This window comes from Halomonas sp. ALS9 (genome assembly GCF_001651035.1).
In the GTDB taxonomy this organism is placed as follows: domain Bacteria; phylum Pseudomonadota; class Gammaproteobacteria; order Pseudomonadales; family Halomonadaceae; genus Vreelandella.
The window spans coordinates 507,446-529,137 of sequence record NZ_LXRG01000054.1 but is presented as its reverse complement, the minus strand read 5'-3'; the positions used below and the strand labels follow the sequence as shown (position 1 = coordinate 529,137).

Annotated in this window: 18 protein-coding genes; 16 read left to right on the top strand and 2 right to left on the bottom strand. The window is 54.4% G+C overall.

Annotated features, from left to right (window positions below):
* Positions 1–88: 88 nt before the first annotated feature.
* On the top strand, positions 89–1,363 hold the full coding sequence (rhlB, locus tag A6R74_RS03995; RefSeq protein WP_064233152.1) for an ATP-dependent RNA helicase RhlB: 1,275 nt from the start codon (positions 89–91) through the stop codon (positions 1,361–1,363).
* A gap of 5 nt (positions 1,364–1,368) precedes the next feature.
* Positions 1,369–3,498 carry an ATP-dependent DNA helicase DinG gene (gene dinG / locus A6R74_RS03990; protein WP_064233151.1) on the top strand — a complete coding sequence of 710 codons (2,130 nt, stop codon included), beginning with the start codon at positions 1,369–1,371 and terminating at the stop codon, positions 3,496–3,498.
* Positions 3,499–3,576: 78 nt separating this feature from the next.
* Here dinG and A6R74_RS03985 read toward each other — a convergent pair whose 3' ends face one another.
* Positions 3,577–4,653 (bottom strand): 3-deoxy-7-phosphoheptulonate synthase, encoded by a 1,077-nt coding sequence (locus tag A6R74_RS03985; protein ID WP_064233150.1) that lies wholly within the window; start codon positions 4,651–4,653, stop codon positions 3,577–3,579.
* 393 nt (positions 4,654–5,046) lie between these two features.
* Here A6R74_RS03985 and rpoE point away from each other — a divergent pair, with 393 nt between their 5' ends.
* The 12 genes from rpoE (at position 5,047) to acpS (ending at position 16,327) form a co-directional block, all read left to right on the top strand.
* A complete protein-coding gene (gene rpoE / locus A6R74_RS03980; RefSeq protein ID WP_064233149.1) occupies positions 5,047–5,646 on the top strand; it encodes an RNA polymerase sigma factor RpoE in 600 nt (199 codons plus the stop codon).
* 305 nt (positions 5,647–5,951) lie between these two features.
* Complete coding sequence (locus tag A6R74_RS03975; RefSeq protein ID WP_064233148.1) at positions 5,952–6,680, top strand: sigma-E factor negative regulatory protein; 729 nt, start codon at positions 5,952–5,954, stop codon at positions 6,678–6,680.
* Positions 6,681–6,733: 53 nt separating this feature from the next.
* A complete protein-coding gene (locus A6R74_RS03970) occupies positions 6,734–7,783 on the top strand; it encodes a MucB/RseB C-terminal domain-containing protein (RefSeq protein ID WP_064233147.1) in 1,050 nt (349 codons plus the stop codon).
* A gap of 34 nt (positions 7,784–7,817) precedes the next feature.
* Entirely contained in the window at positions 7,818–8,297 is a 480-nt protein-coding gene (locus A6R74_RS03965; protein ID WP_064233146.1) for a SoxR reducing system RseC family protein, read from the top strand.
* Positions 8,298–8,379: 82 nt separating this feature from the next.
* A complete protein-coding gene (locus A6R74_RS03960; RefSeq protein WP_064233145.1) occupies positions 8,380–9,795 on the top strand; it encodes a DegQ family serine endoprotease in 1,416 nt (471 codons plus the stop codon).
* 195 nt (positions 9,796–9,990) lie between these two features.
* Positions 9,991–11,808, top strand: a complete 1,818-nt coding sequence (gene lepA / locus A6R74_RS03955) for a translation elongation factor 4 (RefSeq protein ID WP_064233144.1) — start codon at positions 9,991–9,993, stop codon at positions 11,806–11,808.
* A 15-nt stretch (positions 11,809–11,823) separates the two neighbouring features.
* On the top strand, positions 11,824–12,627 hold the full coding sequence (gene lepB, locus A6R74_RS03950) for a signal peptidase I (RefSeq protein ID WP_064233143.1): 804 nt from the start codon (positions 11,824–11,826) through the stop codon (positions 12,625–12,627).
* 67 nt (positions 12,628–12,694) lie between these two features.
* A complete protein-coding gene (rnc, locus tag A6R74_RS03945) occupies positions 12,695–13,387 on the top strand; it encodes a ribonuclease III (protein ID WP_064233142.1) in 693 nt (230 codons plus the stop codon).
* Complete coding sequence (gene era / locus A6R74_RS03940) at positions 13,384–14,283, top strand: GTPase Era (RefSeq protein ID WP_009286442.1); 900 nt, start codon at positions 13,384–13,386, stop codon at positions 14,281–14,283. Before rnc ends, era begins: the two co-directional genes overlap by 4 nt.
* A gap of 8 nt (positions 14,284–14,291) precedes the next feature.
* Complete coding sequence (gene recO, locus A6R74_RS03935) at positions 14,292–14,987, top strand: DNA repair protein RecO (RefSeq protein WP_064233141.1); 696 nt, start codon at positions 14,292–14,294, stop codon at positions 14,985–14,987.
* A gap of 52 nt (positions 14,988–15,039) precedes the next feature.
* The gene (pdxJ, locus tag A6R74_RS03930) at positions 15,040–15,876 is read left to right on the top strand and encodes a pyridoxine 5'-phosphate synthase (protein ID WP_064233140.1); all 837 of its coding nucleotides are present in this window, start codon (positions 15,040–15,042) and stop codon (positions 15,874–15,876) included.
* 61 nt (positions 15,877–15,937) lie between these two features.
* On the top strand, positions 15,938–16,327 hold the full coding sequence (gene acpS, locus A6R74_RS03925; protein ID WP_064233139.1) for a holo-ACP synthase: 390 nt from the start codon (positions 15,938–15,940) through the stop codon (positions 16,325–16,327).
* 74 nt (positions 16,328–16,401) lie between these two features.
* Here acpS and A6R74_RS03920 read toward each other — a convergent pair whose 3' ends face one another.
* Positions 16,402–19,167: an ATP-binding protein gene (locus tag A6R74_RS03920; RefSeq protein WP_064233138.1), complete on the bottom strand. Its 2,766-nt coding sequence runs from the start codon at positions 19,165–19,167 to the stop codon at positions 16,402–16,404.
* Between the two features lie 90 nt (positions 19,168–19,257).
* Here A6R74_RS03920 and cysM point away from each other — a divergent pair, with 90 nt between their 5' ends.
* Both cysM and A6R74_RS03910 read left to right on the top strand, forming a co-directional pair.
* Positions 19,258–20,178: a cysteine synthase CysM gene (cysM, locus tag A6R74_RS03915; RefSeq protein WP_064233137.1), complete on the top strand. Its 921-nt coding sequence runs from the start codon at positions 19,258–19,260 to the stop codon at positions 20,176–20,178.
* Between the two features lie 2 nt (positions 20,179–20,180).
* A complete protein-coding gene (locus A6R74_RS03910; RefSeq protein ID WP_064233136.1) occupies positions 20,181–21,584 on the top strand; it encodes a TRAM domain-containing protein in 1,404 nt (467 codons plus the stop codon).
* Positions 21,585–21,692 lie beyond the last annotated feature (108 nt).

The following is a 21,692-nucleotide window of genomic DNA, read 5'->3' as shown; positions in this document are numbered from 1 at the left end:
CAGCAGGACGCGCTCTTATCGCCAAGCCCTGGTACAATGCGCACGTCAATATGCCTAACCTCAACAGCAATGGATAGATAGACAGCCTATGAGCGAGTCGGAACAGACCACAGCACCGGCCCAGAACCGCAAGCCAAAGCGTCGCCGTCGTAAACCGCGTCGTCGTCAGTCGAGTTGGGATCTTCGTCAGTTTCAGGTGCCCGCCGTGGCCGGCAAGTGGCGCTTTCATGACTTTGATCTGCCGCTGCCCATAATGCGCGCTATTCATGCCCAAGGGTTTGAGTACTGCACGCCTATTCAAGCCGAGGCCCTGCGCCAAACGCTATTAGGTGGCGACATTGTCGGTAAAGCGCAAACGGGAACCGGTAAAACCGCGGCTTTTTTGATCTCTGTGATGGCCTACTTCCTGGAAGAGCCAACGCCCAATGGTCAAAAGCCGGGGGCACCGCGTGCCTTGATTATTGCGCCCACCCGCGAGCTGGCACTGCAGATTGAAAAAGATGCTAAAGCGTTAGCACGTTTTACCCAGCTTAATGTTGCCAGTGTGGTCGGCGGTATGGACTACCAGAAGCAGCGTGAAAGCCTGGGCAGCAAGATCGATATTCTGGTGGCAACGCCAGGGCGCCTGTTGGATTTCCACCAGAAACGCGATATCGACCTCAATGAAGTCGAAGTATTGGTGCTGGATGAAGCCGACCGTATGTTGTCGATGGGCTTTATTCCCGACGTGAAGCGAATTATTCGCTACACGCCGAAAAAAGAGGAGCGCCAGACCTTCCTCTTCTCGGCCACCTTTACCGACGACATCTTGAACCTGGCCAGTCAGTGGACGTTAGACCCAGCCCACGTCGAGATCGAAGTCACCGTTGAGAACCAGGCGGATATCGATCAGCGGGTTTATATGGTGTCTGATGACGATAAGCAGCGCTTGCTGGTTAATCTACTGAAGCAAGAGAGCTTTGAGCGTGTGATGGTGTTCGGCAACCGCCGTGATTTGGTGCGTAAGCTGGATGATCTGCTCAAAAAAGCCGGTGTCAGTGCCGCAATGCTGTCGGGTGATGTGCCCCAGAATCAGCGCATTAAAACTCTGGAAAGCTTCCGTGAAGGCGAGATTCAGGTGCTGGTCGCAACTGATGTAGCAGGTCGTGGGATTCATATTGAAGACGTCAGTCACGTGATCAATTACACCCTGCCCGAAGACCCGGAAGATTACGTACACCGTATTGGTCGTACCGGCCGTGCTGGCGCCAAGGGTGTCTCGATTAGCTTCGTCGGTGAAGAGGATGCCTTCTCGCTGCCGGAAATCGAACGCTATATCAACGACAAGCTGCCCTGCGTGCATCCGCCGGAAGGTATGCTCTAAGTCGCATGCTCGATACAGCCCTCAAAAGCGAAATTCAAGACGCTTACCGTCGCGTGGTGGACACCCTTAAGCTGACCCCACGCTACGGCCAGCGCATGATGATTGCCGAAATTGCCCGCACGCTAGGTAATATTGAGAGCGACGGCGAGGGTAAGCGGACGAGTGATACCCATGTCTGTGTGCTTGAGGCGGGTACTGGTACGGGTAAAACCCTGGCCTATCTGCTCGCCGCCTTGCCGATCGCCAAAGCGCGCGGCAAGCGGCTGATCATCTCGACCGCGACGGTTGCGCTTCAAGAGCAGGTGCTCAACCAGGATCTACCTTCGCTGGCCAGCCATAGTGGCCTTGCCTTTCGCTACGCCTTAGCCAAAGGGCGGGGGCGTTATGTCTGCGTCGCGCGCTTAGATCAGGCGCTTGAGGGGAGTGAGCCCAACCCTACGCTATCGTTGTTTGAGCAGTCGCTGCAAACCCAAAGTAGCGACTTCAATGTCATTGCTAGCGACATGGCCCAAGCTTACGGCCAGGGAGAGTGGGAGGGTGATCGCGACAACTGGCCTGAGGCGATAGATGACGCCCACTGGCGGCGACTAACGGTGGATCATCGCCAATGCACGGGTAGGCGCTGCGGGCACTTTGGTGCCTGCGCGTTTTTTCGTTCCCGTCGTGAGCTTGAAAATGCTGACGTTATCGTCGCCAATCACGATCTTGTGCTGGCTGATTTGGCCCTGGGTGGCGGCGCGATTCTGCCCGATCCCGCAGACTGCATTTTCGTGTTTGACGAAGGTCACCATTTGCCGGAGAAGGCGCTTTCCCACTTTGCCCACCGCTTTGCGGTGCACGGCTGTTTGCGCTGGCTGAAAACGCTGAGAAGCAGTTTGACTGACCTTCACCAAGCGTTGGCTATTCAACCCACGGTGGCGCGCCTGTTGGTCAGCTTACCCGAGCTGATTCACAACCTGGAGCCTGCGCTGGGCGATGTATTTAGCATGGGGCATCAGCTGGCGGGGCGGCCCAACGGTTTGGCTGATGAAGAGGCCACCCATCAATCGCGCTTTGAGAAGGGCCAAGTGCCCGATGCTTTGCGTGAGCAGGCGCAGCAGCTATTGGTGATGTTTGCTTCGCTAGCGCGCTGCTTGGAGAGTATCAGCGATATTCTGCGTGAAAGCCTGGATCCCGATAAGCAGACCGGCCTAGACCGTGAGCAGGCAGAAACCTGGCTGCCGTTGGTGGCGCTGCTGCACGGGCGGGCGTTAGAGGCGCATGCCTTGTGGCAGGCGTTTAGCGAGCAGGACGTAGCTAATGAAGCGCCCAGTGCCCGCTGGATCACGTTAAGCCGCGTAGCCGGTGAGCCGGAGATTGAGTTTTCAGCCAGTCCGGTATCCGCGGCGCATACCTTGGCCAAACACTTGTGGGGGCGCTGTCACGGCGCGGTGGTTACCTCGGCGACGTTGACCGCGCTAGGGCGCTTTGAACGTCTTCAAGAGCGGGCTGGCTTGGCCAATCGCTACCGCTACCAAGCGTTACCCAGTCCGTTTGATTATGCCAATGCGGTGCTGCGTGTCCCCCAAGAGGCCACCGACCCCAGCGATAGGGACGCCCACGAAAGCACTATCGTCAGCTTTGTGTCGCAACTGGCCGACACGGAGGCAGCGCTGGTGCTGTTCTCTTCCCGTGCTCAGCTGCGGGCGGTGGATAAAGCGCTGCCTGCCCATGTTAAAGAGCGGGTGCTGGCCCAGGATGCGCTGCCTAAGCGTGAGCTGATTGAGCGCCATCGGGCGGCGGTGGATAAAGGCGACGGGAGCATTATCTTTGGCTTGGCGAGCTTCGCCGAGGGGATCGATTTGCCCGGCGACTATTTGACGCACGTGGTGATTACGCGGCTACCCTTTGCAGTGCCCGATGACCCGGTGGGCGCTACGTTAGCGGAGTGGATAGAGAGCCAGGGCGGCAATGCGTTTATGCGCATTAGCGTGCCTGATGCGTCTATCAAGCTGGTACAGGCCTGCGGGCGTTTGATTCGTAAGGAGAGCGACCGCGGGACTATCACAATACTTGATAAACGGGTGATCACCCGCCGTTACGGACAAGCACTGTTGGATGCGCTGCCGCCATTTCGGCGCGAAATTAGTCGCTAGCAGTTTATTCAATGTTCTGGAACCAAAAACCCCCGCCGCGGCGGGGGTTTATAGCAGTTTAATCTAACTGCAACGGTGTTACTTAGCGATTCGCTTGGCCAGGGTGGCGGCAAGTTTGTCGTTCATACGGTTGAAGGCTTCCACCGTGGTGTCCCAGTCGATGCAGGCATCAGTAATCGACACGCCATACTGTAGTTGGCTAAGGTCTGCGGTCAGTTTCTGATTGCCCCAGCCAATGTTGGATTCAACCATCAGGCCGATAATGGAGGTATTGCCCTCCAAAATCTGATTGGTGACGTTCTCCAGTACCAGGGGCTGTAACGCCGCGTCTTTATTGGAGTTGGCGTGGGAGCAGTCGATCATGATGTTGGGTGATAGCTTGGCTTTCTCAAGCTCTTTCTCCGCCAGGGCAACGCTTACGCTGTCGTAGTTGGGCTTACCGTTGCCACCGCGTAGAACGACGTGGCCGTAGGCATTGCCGCGAGTGCGAATAATGGCTACCTGGCCCGCCTGGTTAATGCCCAGAAAGTTATGCGGGCTAGCCACGGACTGGAGTGCGTTGATCGCCACATCCAGGCTGCCGTCGGTGCCATTTTTAAAGCCGACGGGGCTGGAAAGGCCGGAGGCCATTTCCCGGTGAGTCTGCGACTCAGTGGTGCGGGCGCCAATCGCCGACCAACTGATGCAGTCCTGCAGGTACTGGGGCGAAATGGGATCCAGTGCTTCGGTCGCTAGCGGTAAGCCCATTTCGGCCAGATCGACCAGCAGTTTACGGGCAATATGCAGACCCTCATCGATCTCAAAAGAGTCGTTGAGGTGCGGATCGTTAATCAGGCCTTTCCAGCCCACCGTTGTGCGCGGCTTTTCAAAATAGACGCGCATCACGATATACAGGCTGTCGCTGACCTGGTCGGCCAGCGCCCGCAGGCGACGGGCGTAATCAAGCGCGGCTTCCACATCGTGGATTGAGCACGGGCCAACGACGACTAAGAGTCGCGGGTCGTTGCCACTCAGGATATTCTGAATGGTTTGACGACCTTCAATGACGGTTCGCTCTGCTGCATCGGTTAACGGCACGGCATTTTTGAGCGCTTCTGGCGTGGTGAGAACGTCTTGAGCGAGGACGTTAAGGTTATTAACCTGCTGTTCTGACATCTTGCTACCTGTGCTTGCGCGATGGCTGAAAAAAGTGAAGGGCGATAAAAGTGGCGCCTACTATCGCTTGTCGAGCAGGTAAAAATCAATTGCTGTGGAACTATGGCGGCATTAAAAGTGTCAGCCGCAGGGTTTTGCGAAAGGGGGTAAGCGCTTGATACGCTGCGAAGAACGCGTAACACTGAGACCCTGTCGTTAAAATTCTGTGGCGTAATAAAATACTGTTTCGTAATAAAATACAGCAACATACTCGGGCGATGAACTCGCTCTTTTATTAACTCTATTATTAATCAATGCCCAAGGGACGCTATGCTGCTTGCTGTGAACGCCCGCTTGTCAGGGCTAATAGGAATGGGGCTCGGCGCACGCCGTACGAGCTGGAGGAGCGTGTGAATGGGCACTCGGGAAACAGACCAACAGCTTGTTGAACGTGCCCAAAAAGGTGATACGCGCGCTTTCGATCTGCTGGTAAAAAAGTACCAGCATAAAATTATCGGCCTGATTGGCCGTTACGTTCATGATCACTCTGAAGTTCAGGATGTAGCCCAGGAGGCATTTATTAAGGCGTACCGCGCCTTAGGCAAATTTCGCTCAGAAAGTGCGTTCTATACCTGGATGTACCGCATCGCAATTAATACAGCAAAGAACTATCTGGTTTCGCGGGGAAGACGTCCGCCGGGCAGTGATTTGGACATCGTCGATGCTGAAATTATCGACCAAAGCGGACGGTTGGCAGACTCAGAGTCACCGGAAGCGGCGATTGCCAGAGACCAGCTCGAAGCCGCGGTTTATCAGGCGATCGAAAACCTGCCGGATGATCTGCGTACGGCGATTACGTTGCGAGAGCTGGATGGTCTTGCTTACGAAGATATAGCGCAGGTAATGCAGTGCCCAGTGGGCACCGTACGTTCGCGGATTTTTCGCGCTCGTGAAGCAGTTGATGAACATATACGTCCATTAATATCGACGGCGCGGAACAGTCGCGATGAGTAGTGGTCAGTAGAGGGTAGGTAGTACGGCCGCCAAAGGATGCCGAAATAAAGGTTTTTTCTTTTTTGTGAACTGTCTGGCATGTAAGGCGTCATAAAGCCTGACTATCTTGATGAGTACGTTTGATATGTCGATACATGATGTATCAATGTACAAAGCGTCATGCGCTTAGCGTTGCAGGCTAATCAATGTTGGTAATTTATTAGCGTGTAACTGAGTCTTGGCCTTGGAAGTCGTCGGAGTGGTGGTGCGCAGAATGAAGGCCCATTACCCCAGTACTTCTTTTAAACAGTGTGAGGGTGTGAAGTATGAGTCAAAACACACGGGAATCACTTTCGGTGTTAATGGATGGCGAGAGTGATGAGCTTGAGCTTCGCCGAGTGTTGAAGGCACTGCCTAATGATGACGATGCCGCTGATACTTGGCGCCGTTATCACCTTGCCCGCAGTATGATGCAGCGCGAGCAGGGCGTAGATGTCAGCGTTGATCTTTCTGCGGGTATTATGGCTCGCTTGCGTGACGAGCCTGCACCAATGATGCAAGATGCGGAACCTGTGGCCCACCGCGCGGGAGGCATATCGTTTGCCCGCGGCGCCGGGGTTGCTGCTGCGGTGTCATTGATGGTGATCACTGGCGTTCAGTTCTTTGGCAATAACTCATCCGTTGGCCAGGGCAGTAGTGACATTGCGACGACTGCGTCCGTTTCCAACGGGGCTACTCTAGTGCAGCCCGTTAGCCTAGCCTCTCAGTCGGCAGTCGCTACGCGTGCTGACATGCCCATGTTTGAGCCAACGCCGTTTCGGCTTAGTGGCCAGTCGGGTCAAAGTGGCCTAATGAATATTAGTGAAACTGGTTTCTCGGCGCAGACGCCTCAAGGAGTGACTGCTTCCCAAGGTACTAATATTGATATCGAACAGATTGGCTTATTACAGTCTTACTTAGAGCAGCATACCCAAAGTGCCGCCTACGGCAGTGGCGATAGCTGGATGCCGCTAATGCGCTCCTCCGCAGTCACTGAGCCTTTAGGTCAGCGCTAAATAATGCCACTCTATTTTGACGATACATATTAGGTGAGTAGGGAGTGCGCAGCATGATGGTTCCCCAGCGAGCTAAGCGCGCATGGGTGCTGGCGGTAGTTATTGGTACGCTCCCTTTTCAAACGCATGCGGAAGACGCCAATAGTTCGTCAACAGCCAATAGCTCCTCAGCAATCAATACGTCTTCTGGCAGTCATGCGGGCTACGAATGTGCGTTTGAATCTGAAACGCAGCCCAGTAGTCCAAAACAGTGGCTAGAACTCGGTTTGTGGGCTAGCCACTGTTATGCGTTTCAGGCCAGAGCGGTGGCTATTGATTCCGTCGATGTACGCACGCTGGCGCTTTCCCACCGCATTCAAGACGGCATTCGTCAGCAGGTAGTTCAGTATTTAGACGGTCCCTCTGTCAGCATCGAGCGCCGCTCGCCGGTAGGTAGGTTGGCTTGGACCGAAGAGCACAGCAACGGTGAATTACCTTCGCCCGAAAGGTGGGCGGCTCATCTTGAAAAATATTACGCCATTGAGCTAGAGGATAACGCTCGAGTAGCTGGTCGCGCCGCCGTTAAACTGATTTTCAAGCCCGTCGATCGATGGCGTTTCTCTCATGAGTGGTGGTTAGACCAGGAGACCGGCCTGCTGCTTAAGCATGTGCTCAGTGATCAGCAAGGCAGGATCATTGAAACCTTCCAAATTACTCAGCTTCAGTCGCCCCAAAAGTATACCGGCAGTGTTCGAACGAGCACCCCTAACGCTATTCCCAATACTCCCTGGCAGGCCACTTGGTTGCCCGATGGGTTTGTTGCGCAACCGGTGTCCTTGGCTGGTGATAATGGTCATCAGCGAGTCTATAGCGACGGCTTAGCCACCGTGAGTATCTTTGTCGAACCTCTCGCGTCTGAAGATACGACTACCTTGCAAGAAGGCGTGCAGCAGTTGGGCGTGTCGGCCGTCGCGATTGAGCACACCCTTACTGCTGAAGGACGCTGGCAACTAGTGGCCATTGGTGAGTTGCCGGTAGCAACGTTGCAGCGCATTGTACGCTCAATTACCTTCGACCTACTTGAAGATGAAACTCATGAGAGTGATGATGCCGCTGAACAGTAGCGTTAGTTGTTTACTTATGGTGAGAAGATAGCTAATGACTTCCGCACCCTGTGCTTCTCGGTCGAGTACCCCACTGCTTCGTACGGGCACGATTGTTGACTATTTCCCTATCGATTGTGCGCCGAAAGGGCTTGTCGTAGAGATTTCCGCCCAACAGGGCTGCGAGCAGTGTGCTCAAGGGCGAGGGTGCGGTGTTGGGTTGCTGGCTCCCCAGCGTAGCCAGCGCATTGCAGTAGCGCTTCCTCCCAAAGTGTACAGCGCTGAGCATGACTATCCGCTAGGCAGTCGCGTCACTATTAGCCTGCCACGTGCCTCTGTCACGCTGCTGGCTGTTTGCGTTTATGGGCTGCCGCTGATGTTAGCGCTATTGCTGTCCGGCCTGATTTCGTTCGTCAGTACCGCGAGCTGGCTGGCGCCGCTGGTCTTTTTTATTGCCCTGGTGGGCGGTGCGTTAAGTATTAAATGCCTAATGCGTGGGCGAGGGGAACGCTTCCGCCCACGCTTGGTCAATTAGTTCGTCAGTCTAGTTCTCCGGCGTCTCGCTGTGAGCTGTTGATCTGCCTTTGATTACTATCACATTAAGTAGGAGCTCTTGCATGAAGCGCTTGATTCTCCCTTCCACGCTATGGGTCTGCGTGGTGGCATTGCTAACGTTTGGCCAAGCCGCCAGCGCACAAGGCTTACCTGATTTTACCCAGTTAGTTGAAGACGCCGCCCCTGGGGTGGTGAATATCTCGACCAGTCGAACGGTTCAGCGCAGCAGCGCTCCTAGTTTCGGTGGGCAGGAAATTCCGGAAATCTTCCGCCATTTTTTTGGTGAGAGCTTTGGTGACAGCTTCCCAGTACCACCTGGCAGTGGGCAAGGGCGCACTGAAGAGCGCCAGTCATTAGGCTCGGGGTTTGTTATCAGTGAGGACGGCTATGTGATGACTAATGCTCATGTGGTTCAGGACGCTGATGAAATTCTTGTGCGGCTCAATGATCGTCGCGAATTGAGTGCAGAATTGGTTGGCAGCGATCCACAAACCGATGTGGCATTGCTGAAAATTGACGCAAATGACTTGCCTACACTCAATCTAGGTGACTCTGACGAGCTCAAAGTCGGCGAGTGGGTAGCTGCCATCGGTTCACCCTTCGGGTTTGATCACTCGGTTACTGCGGGTATCGTTAGTGCCATTAATCGTACCTTGCCACGGGATGCGTACGTACCGTTTATTCAAACCGACGTGGCGATTAACCCCGGTAACTCAGGCGGCCCGCTATTTAACTTAGATGGGGAAGTGGTGGGTATTAACTCGCAAATCTTTACCCGTAGCGGCGGCTTTATGGGCGTGTCGTTTGCTATCCCCATCAACGTTGCCATGGATGTGGCTGAGCAGTTGCGTGAAGGCGGCCGGGTGGATCGTGGTTGGTTAGGCGTCATGATTCAGCCCGTGTCTGAGGATCTGGCCGAGTCTTTCGGTATGGACAATGCGATTGGTGCTCTGATTGCTGACCTTGATCCAGAAGGCCCCGCAGCCCTGGGCGGTCTTCAGGCTGGCGATGTCATTCTTGAGGTCAATGGCGAAGAGGTTGACCGCTCAAGCTCACTGCCGCGTCTGATTGGCAAAGGTTCGCCAGGCACCGAGGTAGAGCTCACCCTAATGCGTGATGGCGAAGAGCTGACCGAGTCAGTCGAGTTAGGTAGTTGGCCAGATGCTGAGCAACAGCCGGGTCAAGCCAGCAGTAATAATCAAGCCCGCCTTGGCGTGATGGTTGCTGAAATTGATGATGCCATGCGCGAACAGCTAAATATTCCTGGCGGTGTGATTGTTCGTCAGGTAGAGGCGGATAGCGTGGCCGCTGATGCAGGCATTAACCCTGGTGATGTTTTGGTGAGCATTGATCACCGCAGCGTGTCTTCTTCCGATGAGCTGGTAGAGATCGTTGAGGCGTTGCCGAACGACCGCGCTATTCCTGTGCGCTTGTTCCGCGATGGACGTTCACTATTTGTAGCGCTACGTCTGGAATAACCCGCCTATTTTAACCCCTGGTCCGGCGGTTCTCGCCGGACCGCTGTTCCTAGCCTGCGCATATCGCTACAATAGCGGATATCTTTTTGTCGGAAATGGCCCTTAGTTTTAAACGGCAGCTGTTTTCGAGCTTTGAACTCTCGAAGCGGTCTGCTGATGCGGCCGCTTGCGTACCACTAAGGCAGAACAGACTCGATGTCCCAAGACGTTCCCAACGGAAAGCTTAAGCACATACGCAACTTTTCAATAATCGCCCACATCGACCATGGTAAATCGACGCTCTCTGATCGCCTGATCCAGACCTGCGAAGGATTAACCGAGCGTGAGCTTAAAGAGCAAGTGCTCGATTCTATGGACATCGAGCGTGAACGTGGTATCACCATCAAAGCGCAGTCGGTCACGCTGGATTACACTGCTGCCGATGGTCAAGTTTATCAGCTGAACTTTATCGATACGCCTGGGCATGTTGACTTTTCTTATGAGGTGTCGCGTTCACTCTACGCCTGTGAAGGGGCGTTGCTGGTTGTCGATGCTGCACAAGGTGTTGAGGCTCAGTCGGTGGCCAACTGCTATACCGCTATCGAACAAGGCCTGGAAGTACTGCCCGTACTAAATAAAATCGATTTACCTCAAGCGGACTGCGACAAGGTTGCTCAGGAGATCGAAGAGATTATTGGCCTCGATGCCACGGATGCCTGCCAAGTTTCGGCTAAAAGTGGCATTGGTATTGATGCCCTGCTTGAGCGCTTGGTGCGGGATATTCCGCCGCCCAAAGGCGATCCTGATGCGCCACTGCAAGCGTTGATTATTGATTCCTGGTTTGATAACTACCTTGGCGTTGTCTCGTTAGTGCGCCTGTTCGACGGCACGCTACGTAAAGGCGATAAAATCCGTATTAAATCAACCGGCCGCGATTGGGGCGCTACAGAAGTAGGTATTTTTACCCCCCAACGTAAACAGACAGATATTCTGCGGGCGGGCGAAGTCGGTTTTATTGTTGCCGGTATCAAAGAGATTCACGGTGCGCCGGTGGGCGATACGATCACTCACACTAAAACGCCCGATGTACCGCGTTTGCCCGGTTTCCAAAAAGTGAAGCCGCAGGTTTACGCCGGTATGTTCCCAGTCAGTGCGGATGATTACGAGGACTTCCGTGATGCGCTTGAAAAGCTCGCGCTTAACGATGCCTCTCTTGAATATGTGCCAGAGAACTCCGACGCACTTGGATTTGGATTCCGTGTAGGTTTTCTAGGCACGCTGCACATGGAGATAATTCAAGAGCGCCTAGAGCGTGAGTATGATATTGACCTACTCACTACCGCTCCAACGGTTGTCTACGAACTAGCGATGAAGAATGGCGACGTTCACTATGTCTCCAACCCTTCCAAGCTGCCTGATATGGCTGACGTAGATGAAATGCGTGAGCCGATTGTCCGCGCCAGCATATTGGTTCCCCAAGAATACGTGGGTAATGTCATTGCCGAATGTGAACAGCGCCGCGGCACACAGCGAGACATGCAGTTCTTGGGTAATCAAATTCAACTGGCTTATGAGCTCCCCATGTCAGAAGTGGTCATGGACTTCTTTGACCGCTTGAAATCGATCTCTAAAGGCTACGCGTCGCTTGAATATAACTTCGAACGCTTTGAAGAGGCGAAATTAGTCCGTCTCGACGTATTGATAAATGGCGACAAGGTGGACGCGCTAGCGGTGATTATTCACCGCGATCACGCTCATAATCGTGGTCGCTTATTAGTTGAAAAAATGAAAGAGCTGATTCCACGCCAGATGTTTGACGTGGCGATTCAGGCGGCTATTGGTGGCCAAGTGGTAGCACGTTCCACTGTGAAGGCGCTGCGTAAAAACGTGACGGCCAAGTGTTATGGCGGCGATGTCAGCCGTAAGAAGAAACTGCTCGAGAAACAGAAAGCGGGTAAGAAACGCATGAAACAAGTGGGGCGCGTGGAAATTCCCCAGGATGCCTTCCTTGCTGTGCTCAAGGTTAACGACTAGGAAAGAACGTCACTCATGGATTTTTCATTACTGCTGGTACTTGCCGTTGCGCTTTCGGGCGCTATTTACCTATTGGATGTATGGCTATTAAAGCCTAAGCGCCGCCAACGCTTCGCCGCAGCAGAGGCTAAAACCCAGGAAGGGTTGGATCCCGTTACCAGCGAAAAACTGCTGAAAGAGCCTTGGCCGGTCGACTACGCGCGCTCGTTTTTTCCAGTGCTACTCGTGGTGCTGATAGTGCGTAGTTTCATCATTGAACCCTTTCAAATTCCTTCGGGTTCAATGCGGCCGACGCTTGAAGTGGGTGACTTTATTCTGGTCAACAAGTTTGCCTATGGACTACGCCTGCCGGTAGTGAATACCCGCTTTATCGAAGTAGGTGACCCTGAGCGCGGCGACGTGATGGTCTTTCGTTTTCCCGAAGAACCTTCGGTCAATTTCATTAAGCGCGTGGTTGGCTTGCCGGGTGATACTGTCCGCTACGAAGGTAAACAGCTTTATATTAATGGAGAGCCGATCGCTAAGCAGCTGATTGAAGAGGGGCCGGATAAATCGCCTCAACAGCTGCTGTTAGAAGAGCGCCTCGGTGACGCCGAGCACTTCATTTATAACAACCCGCGTGATCCTGGCCCGCAAATGCGTGAAGAAACGATTCCAGAAGGCGAGTATTTCATGATGGGCGACAACCGTGACCACTCCAACGACAGCCGTTATTGGGGCTTCGTGCCAGAAGAAAATATTGTCGGTCGTGCGTTTGCGGTATGGATGCATTGGGACGGCGGGTTGCCAAGCTTTACCAGCGTGCGGCGGATTGAATGAAAATGCTGCCTAGGCTAAATTTAATTAGTTATGTCACTTTAGTTAACGTCAATGACGTAGGAGAGCTGTGAGTAATTCCTTGAACGCTTTTTGCCGACGAATCGGCCATACTTTTGGCGACGATACGCTACTGGAATTGGCCTTGACCCACCGTAGCTTCGGTGGTCGTAACAATGAGCGCCTGGAGTTTTTGGGTGACTCCATCGTCAACTTTGTGATCGCCGAGGCGCTTTTTCAGCGCTTTCCCCAAGCTCGAGAAGGGCAGCTTTCACGCCTGCGCGCGCGACTGGTGAAGGGGCAAACGCTGGCGGAACTGGCCCGGGAAATGGAGTTTGGCGAATGCTTGCGGTTAGGATCAGGTGAGATGAAAAGCGGCGGGCATCGCCGTGAATCGATCCTGGCGGATGCGGTAGAAGCCATTATTGGTGGCATCTATCTGGACGCCGGGATGGATGTGGTACGCGACCGTGTGTTGGATTGGTACTCCGAAAGACTGGGTAATATTTCTTTGCAAGATACTCAAAAAGATCCCAAAACACGGCTGCAGGAGTTCCTGCAGTCGCGTCAAGCCGCGTTGCCGCGGTATGAAGTTGTCTGCGTAAAGGGTGAGGCGCATGCCCAGACCTTTACCGTGGAGTGCTACATTGACTTGTTGGCTGAGCATACCACTGGTAAAGGCCCTAGTCGCCGCCATGCTGAACAGCAAGCGGCAGAAGAAGCGCTGTCGTACCTCGAAAAAAGCCCTGGAGATAAATCATGAGCCAAACCTGCGGATTCGTTGCCATTGTCGGCCGACCCAACGTGGGCAAATCGACCCTCATGAACCGTATTCTAGGGCAGAAAATATCGATTACCTCACGGCGCCCGCAAACCACGCGGCACCAGGTAATGGGGATTAAAACGGTCGATGAGACCCAGTTTATCTACGTGGATACGCCGGGCATGCACATCATGTCCAAAGATCGTAATAAAGCCATCAATCGCTTTATGAACCAAGCAGCTACCCAGGCGCTGCGCGATGTCGATTGCGTGGTGTTTATTATCGACCGCACCCGCTGGACGGAAGAAGACCAGGCGGTGTTAAAGCGCCTGGAACATGTAAAAGCGCCGGTGATTCTGGCGGTCAATAAAGTCGACCGCCTGGGCGAAAAAGGCGATTTACTGCCATGGCTCGCAGATGTCGGTGCGCGCCGTGATTTCGCCGCCATTGTGCCGATTTCAGCGAAACACGGCACCCAGGTCGACACGTTGGAAGAGGAGGTGGCCAAACACCTGCCTGAAAGCGTCCACTTCTTCCCTGAAGACCAAATTACCGATAAAAGCCTGCGCTTTATGGCCGCTGAACTGGTACGTGAAAAGGTCATGCGCCAGTTGGGCGATGAGCTGCCTTACCAGATGACCGTCGAAATTGAAGAGTTCCGCGAGACTGAGCGAGTAACGCATATCAGCGCACTTATTCTCGTTGAGCGTCAAGGCCAGAAAGTCATTTTGATCGGCGAAAACGGCGATCGCCTCAAGAGCATCGGCCGCGAAGCGCGCTTGGATATGGAGCGCGCCTTGGGCACTAAAGTAATGCTCAATTTATGGGTGAAAGTGAAGCGCGGCTGGTCGGATGACGAGCGCGCCTTGAAAAGCTTGGGTTACGACCTCGATTGAAGGTAACGATGTCGCCAGAGCCGGCTTTTTTGCTCCACCGTCGGCCCTACCGTGAAACCAGTGCGCTGGTGGATCTATTAACGCTTGATCACGGCAGAGTGCGTGCCGTTGCCCATGGTGGGCAAAGGCCTGGCTCAAAATCACGCCAACGCCTGCAGCCGTTTACACCGCTGTTTGTGACTTGGCAGGGCAGTCGTGATTTGAAGCGGTTGACGTTAATGGAGTCTCGCGGCCAGACGGCGCTATTGGCTGGAGAGGGGCTGCTATGCGGGCTTTATGCCAATGAAATCGCTACCCGGCTGCTGCCGTTAGAATTGCCTGCGCCCGACGTATTTGCGTTTTATACCGCGCTACTCGAAGCGTTGCCAGCGCCCGCCGAGCGAGCGCTGGCGTTACGCCGCTATGAATGGGCGCTGCTAGAAGCGCTGGAGGCCACGCCGCAGTTTACGACGCCAGAGGGTAGCGTTTTGGATCCCCAACTCCGCTACCGTTTTGATACCGCCAGCCGGGCATTTATGCCTGCTGAGCGAGGGCTCGATGGCAGAACGCTACGCTATATTGAACAGGGTGACTGGCAGCATGAAGGGCTTGCCAATGCACTTAAAGCGGTAATGCGCGCGGCGTTGGCGCCCCATCTGGGCACAACCGTTTTACGTTCGCGGGAACTGATGCTCGATTTAGCACGGCGCCGCCACCGTCCCTAATTCCTGATTTTATGTTCACAAACTCTTATCTTATCGTTGCGCTGGAGGCACTATGCACCCCCCTCGGATACTGTTAGGCGTCAATATCGATCACATCGCGACACTTCGCCAAGCCCGAGGTACGCGCTACCCTGACCCTGTGCAGGCGGCACTAGTCGCCGAAGAGGCCGGTGCTGACGGTATCACCGTGCATTTGCGTGAGGATCGGCGACATATTCAGCCCCGGGATGTGCGTATTCTGGCAGAAGTGCTTAATACGCGTATGAATCTGGAAATGGCCGTCACCGAAGAGATGCTGGCTTTGGCCGAAGAGGTGCGTCCCGCCCATGTCTGTTTAGTGCCGGAAAAACGCGAAGAGCTGACCACCGAAGGCGGCCTGGACGTTGTAGGCGGCTTTGACGCCATTGCCAGCGCCTGCCAGCGATTGAGCGCGGCGGGTTGTGATGTGTCCCTGTTTATCGATCCTGATATTGAGCAAATTGACGCTGCCCAGCGCGCCGGGGCGCCGACGATTGAGCTGCACACGGGCGCTTATGCCGAAGCACGGCCAGGCAGCGATGACGCGAATGCGGAGTATCATCGCTTAACCACCGCTGCGACTCACGCTATCTCACTGGGTTTGGTGGTCAATGCCGGTCATGGCTTGCACTACCATAACGTTGAAGCGATTGCGGCGCTGCCGGGCGTCAACGAACTCAATATTGGTCATGCGATTATCGCCCGTGCGCTGTTTGTGGGCCTGAAAGAGGCCGTGCAGGAAATGAAGCGCTTGATTATCGCTGGTCAAGAGGCGGGCTTAATGGCGGCCCTCGATGCTCACGATCACGAACATAGCCACGATCATGCAGACTCATCCGAGCATGTTCATAATGGCTGCTGCGGGCATTAAACAGCTGTTTTCTGTTTAAGGATTTTCTGTTTAGAGTTTTTCTGTTCAGGGGTTTTAGGCAATGATCGTGGGTATAGGTTCTGATATTGCCCGTGTTGAACGTTTTACACGGGCCATGCAGCGGCACGGCCCACGCTTTGCTCAGCGTATTCTAGGCCCCGAAGAGCATGCGCTTTGGCAGCAGAAATCCCAGCCCGCTGCGTTTCTGGCCAAACGCTTTGCTGCCAAAGAGGCATTTGTTAAAGCGCTGGGGTTGGGCCTACGCCAGGGATTGCAGTGGTGTGATATTCAGGTGCTGAACGATGCCCTGGGTAAGCCCTATTTCCTTCTTAACGGCGAAGCCGAAAGGCTCTTGCAAGCGGCAGGTGTCACCACCAGCCACGTTACGTTGAGCGATGAAGTCGAGTACGCGGTGGCTTTTGTTGTATTAGAGCGTGAAGCCCAAGGCTAACGTTAAGTTTTGCTTGATGCTCGATATGCTTAATACCTAAGTGCTTAATATCTAAGTGCTTAATGCATAAGTACTTAATGTCTAAGCAGTAATGGACGATGTGCACGCAACCGTGCCATTGCCCGGTAGAGGTCTTCCAATAGCCCCTCAACATGGTCTAAGCCGCTGGTACGTAGTCGAGTTTCCAGGGTCTCGACCAGCAATGCCAGCTCAGGCGCACCGCAGTAGCGGCTAGCGCCATTGAGTCCATGTACCCAATCGAGTAGCGTGGGTAAGTTTTTTTGGGCAAAAGCAGCGCGCATATGCTGTTCACTCTCATCCAAACTGTCGATCAGGCGTTTTAGCTGTTCTCGCGCCAAGTACTCTTTACCCCCTGCTAGGCGTGCGCCTATCTCAAGATCAACGACGGGCAGTGTGGCGGGAGTTTCGTGGCTAAAGCGTGGATTATTGGTACTGCTTTCGCGCTGTAAGTAGGACATCGTTGCATTACTGGTGGCCAGCCGATGAGTAATCCCCAAAAAGCGCTTTAGCAACTGGTCTAACTGTGCCTCGTCAATTGGTTTTATCAGCACGTCATCAAGGCCTTCCGCGAGCCACTGCTGACGCTCACTGCTTAGCACATGGGCGGTAACGGCAATAATCGGGCAGCGGGCCCAGGTGCTACTAAGTCGGCGCAGCGCCTGGGTGGTCTGCACGCCATCCATTTCTGGCATACGAATGTCCATTAACACCATGTCAACGTTACTGTTGCGCGCGAATTCTAGCGCCTGGCGGCCGCTTTCTGCCGTAATGACATGCAGGGTTGAGTCTTCAAGCATACTTTTGAGCAGCTCTCGGTTCGGCGCGTTATCGTCGACAATCAATAGTTTGAGTGACTGGGATGCCGCTGGTAGTGCTAGTAATTCCTGGTCGCTTTTATTTGGCAGAAGTGCAGGTAAGAGGAGTTGCTTAAGCGACGCCACCAGTTGAGCACGGGAAAAGGGTTTGTAGAGGGTTTCACCCCCATGGGTTAAGTGCAGTGGTGGCAGGTCAAAACTGTTGCCATTGGCTAAAACCAAAGTGGGGCAGGGCGTTTGATCAATCACCGTTTGCCAGTGGGAGTGCCATTCGGGACTAAAGTCGCTGTGTTCCAACCCTAATATCAGCAGTCTCGCTGGCTCAGAGGCATCAAACGCGATCGGCTGTGCTTCCCAGCGCTGCAGTAAATGCTCGAGTACGTGTCGGGTCGGTGCGTGAGTCTCATATAAACGAATAGTCGGATTGGCCAGGCTGATTTCAGGTGGCCGTTCGATAGCCTTGTGAGCCAGCATGGGCAGCGTGAAAGAAAAGGTCGTACCTTTACCCAGTTTGCTCTTCACCTCAATCTCTCCGCCCATGCGTTCAATCAATTGTCGGCAAATAGTAAGGCCGAGGCCACTGCCACCAAACTGTCGCGAATGGCTGGGCTCTGCTTGAGAAAAGGCGCTAAACAGTGCTTCTTGGTGGGCGTCGCTTAGGCCAATTCCGGTGTCACTGACGCTGATATTGAGCACCACATGTTGGCCTTCCAGGTTATCCAGCATGACGCGCACGATTACTTCGCCTTCATGGGTGAATTTGAGCGCATTGCCAATTAAGTTGTTCAATACTTGGTGAATACGCAGTGGGTCGCCGGTCAGCGGTGTAGGTACGTCGTCATATACCATGGCCACCAAATGAAGCTGTTTATGTTGGGCTTCTGGAGCATGCAGCCCTACCACTTCGTCAACCAGCGCGACAATATCGATATCCGCCTCTTCCAGGGTGAGGCGATTCGCTTCAAGCTTGGAAAAGTCGAGTACGTCGTTAACCAGCATAAGCAGATTGTCGCAAGCGCGATGCACGTGCTGTAGCCACTCCTGCTGTCGTGTATCCAGCGACGAACGGCCCAGCAACCGGCAAAAGCCGATAATGCCGTTTAGCGGCGTACGGATCTCATGACTCATGTTGGCTAAAAATTCAGACTTTACAGCGTTCGCTCGCAGCGCGCTGCGGTGAGCTAGATCGAGCTTGATATTCTGCTCTTCAATGGTTTCCATTGACTCTTGCAGCTCGCTGGTAGCCTGCTCGATTTGTGTTTGCATATTCCGCTGGGCCTGCTGAAAGTGCTCGGCCAGGGCGTTAATATGGCTACTCAGCTGGTGAAGTTCTGCTGCATTAGAGGGTGCCATACTTAGTCGGTAGTCCCCGCGGGATAGGCGGTAAAGGGCTTGGTTGGCTTCTTCAATAGGGCGGGTGGTATAGCGGCTGATGGCGAAAGCAACTAAAAATAGCAGCAGGCCAAGTAACATGCCGCCTAAGCTGAGGCTGGCAATCAGTTTATAGCGTCCCAAGGCTAACGCTCGGGTGTCCATTTCAATGTCTAGCCAGCCAACGCTAGTATCGTTTGCTAGAAGCTGGCTGGTTCGAATCTGGCTTGTACTGATCGGGTATGCATTGCTCTGAGAAGCATTTAGTGGCAAACGTAGCCGCCAAGCTTCCTTCTCCATGATCAGTTGATTAACAGCGGGGGCGCTAGGCAGAGGAGAACTGGATTGCCCCAGCTGTAAAAGACGATCGCCTTGTTGATTAAAAAGCGCAACCGATCGCAGCTCTTGCATATTGAGCAGTTGGCGCGCCAAGGCCTCCAGACGCTGGGCATCAGCCGCTGTAACCGCGTCAGTAAGGCTTGGAGCCAGCAACTCGCCAGCACTTTCTAAGCGCTCTTGCTGTGCTGCGCGGGCTTGTGTATCACTCTGTATGACCAGCAGTACGGCCATCATGGCGTACACCAGGAGCGGAAAACCGAGTAAGGCAAATAGAAGACGGGTGTTCAAAGACATGAAAAGAGCTCGTTGATTCAAGGAGGTTGCCTGTCCAGCCCAAGGCAGCACCGATATAATGCAGCATAACGGTGACGATAAGGAATATTCATGAACGATCTCAAGGGCTATCTCAAGGGCTATCCCACGCTAGAAGATGTGGTTGGCAACACGCCCCTAGTACGCCTGAAGCGCATTAGCGCTGGGCGTAACAATACCTTGTTGGCCAAGCTCGAAGGCAATAACCCCGCCGGGTCGGTCAAAGACCGCCCTGCGCTCTCCATGATCAATGAAGCCGAAGCGCGGGGCGATATTACCCCTGGCGATACGCTGATTGAGGCAACCTCAGGCAATACCGGTATTGCGTTAGCCATGGCAGCGGCGATTAAAGGCTATCAGATGGTGTTGGTTATGCCCGAAAACGCCTCGGAAGAGCGTAAGCAGGCAATGGCGGCCTATGGCGCTAAATTAATTTCTGCCAGCAAAGCCGGTGGCATGGAAGAGGCTCGGGATATTGCGGATGGCATGATTGCCAGAGGTGAGGGGAAGCCGCTCAACCAGTTCGCTAACCCGGATAACCCCCTGGCGCACTACCGCACCACCGGGCCCGAAGTGTGGCAGCAAACCGGTGGCGAAGTGACTCACTTCGTCAGCTCCATGGGTACGACGGGCACCATTATGGGCGTGTCGCGCTATTTGAAAGAGCAAAACCCAGCCATTCAAATTGTCGGCTTGCAGCCTGCCGATGGCGCTAGCATTCCCGGTATTCGCCGCTGGCCACAAGCTTACCTACCGGCTATTTTTGAAGCGCCGCGGGTGGATGTCACCCTGGATATTGGCCAACAGGAAGCAGAAGAGCATATGCGTCGTCTGGCCCGTGAAGAGGGCATTCTGGCCGGGGTCTCATCGGGAGGCAGTCTAGCGGGTGCGCTGCGCATCGCTGAGCAGACCGAAAATGCGGTGATTGTGTTTATCGTCTGTGACCGTGGTGACCGCTATCTCTCAACTGGCCTTTTTGCCCCAGGAGTATAACCATGGCCATGTTGGGAAAACGGCGGCCGCCCAGGCCTGCGTCAGGTCATTCTGGGCTAGCGGGCACGCCAGGCGGCAAAACACGGCATACGGCTACGGAGGGTACATCGCCCTTGGTAATTGAACGCTTGGCCCACGATGGCCGTGGCGTTGCCCACGCTGCCAACGGTAAAACCGTGTTTGTTGATCAGGCGTTACCCGGCGAACAGGTGGATGTCGCCATTCACCTCACCCGCAAGCGCTTTGACGAAGCGCATCTCAAATCACTGCTGACGACATCGGAGCAGCGCGTCACACCGCCGTGCCCGCATTTTGGTCACTGCGGTGGTTGCGATTTGCAGCATTTGAATATCGATGCCCAACGTGCCCATAAGCGCGAAGTAGTGCGCGACCTCTTTGCGCGTCAAGGCATTACGCTAGACCAGATCGGCTCAATTCAGGGGGATGATCAAGGCTACCGTCGCCGTGCGCGGCTGGGCGTCAAAGTTGATAGCCAGGGCAATACGCGGCTTGGCTTTCGCGCCGCCCACAGCCACCGCCTAGTGGATATCGAGCGCTGCCCGGTATTGGTCGATCCCTTACAGCAGCTGCTAACGCCCCTGCGCGAGTTACTGAAAACCCTGGAGGCTCCGCGTCAGGTAGGCCATATCGAACTGTTGGCAACGCCTACAACCCAGGTGGTGTTGGTGCGCCAGTTAAAGGAGCACGGAAAAGACGCCGAACGCTGGCAGGCTTTTGCGCAGCAGCAGGGAGTAGCGCTGGGCACTTGGTTGGGGCGTGAAACACCTGCTCTGCACTGGCATGGCGCAGCGCCGACGCTAGAAGAGGTGCTAACCGTTAACGGCCAACCCCCGCTGAGCTTAAGTTTTGCGCCGGGGGATTTTTTACAGGTTAACGCCCAGGTTAATCAGCAGATGGTCGCCCAGATTCTCCAGTGGCTAGCGCCACAACCAGGGCAGAAACTACTCGATCTGTTTGCCGGTATCGGTAATTTCAGCCTGCCTATGGCGGGCGCAGGTGCTGAGGTTCATGCGGTGGAAGGCAACCTCGCCATGGTGGCGCGCATTGCCATAAATGCTAAGCGCAATCAGCTCATGGTCAGCGGCCAGCAGGCCGATTTGAGCGACGCCGTCGGCGTTAATGAGTTGTTAACTGTGCATGGTGATAGTGATGCGCTGGTGCTCGATCCACCGCGCAGCGGCGCAGAGGCAATTTGCCAAGCGCTGGCCCATCATCCGGTGCCCAAAGTGGTCTATATTTCCTGTGATCCAGCGACGCTTGCCCGAGATGCGGCACATCTTGTGCATGCAGGTTACCGGGTCAAGCAAGTAGCAGTTGCGGATATGTTCCTTCACACTGCGCATATGGAAACGCTGATGCTGTTTGAAGCTGATGTTAAAAAATGATGTTAAAAGCTGATGCTATAAAGCGGATGTTATAAAGCTGCTGTTGCAAGGCTGCTGTTGCAAGGCTAGGGGGCCTGTGTTGCCCCGCCGCATCAAGCCACGGTGACG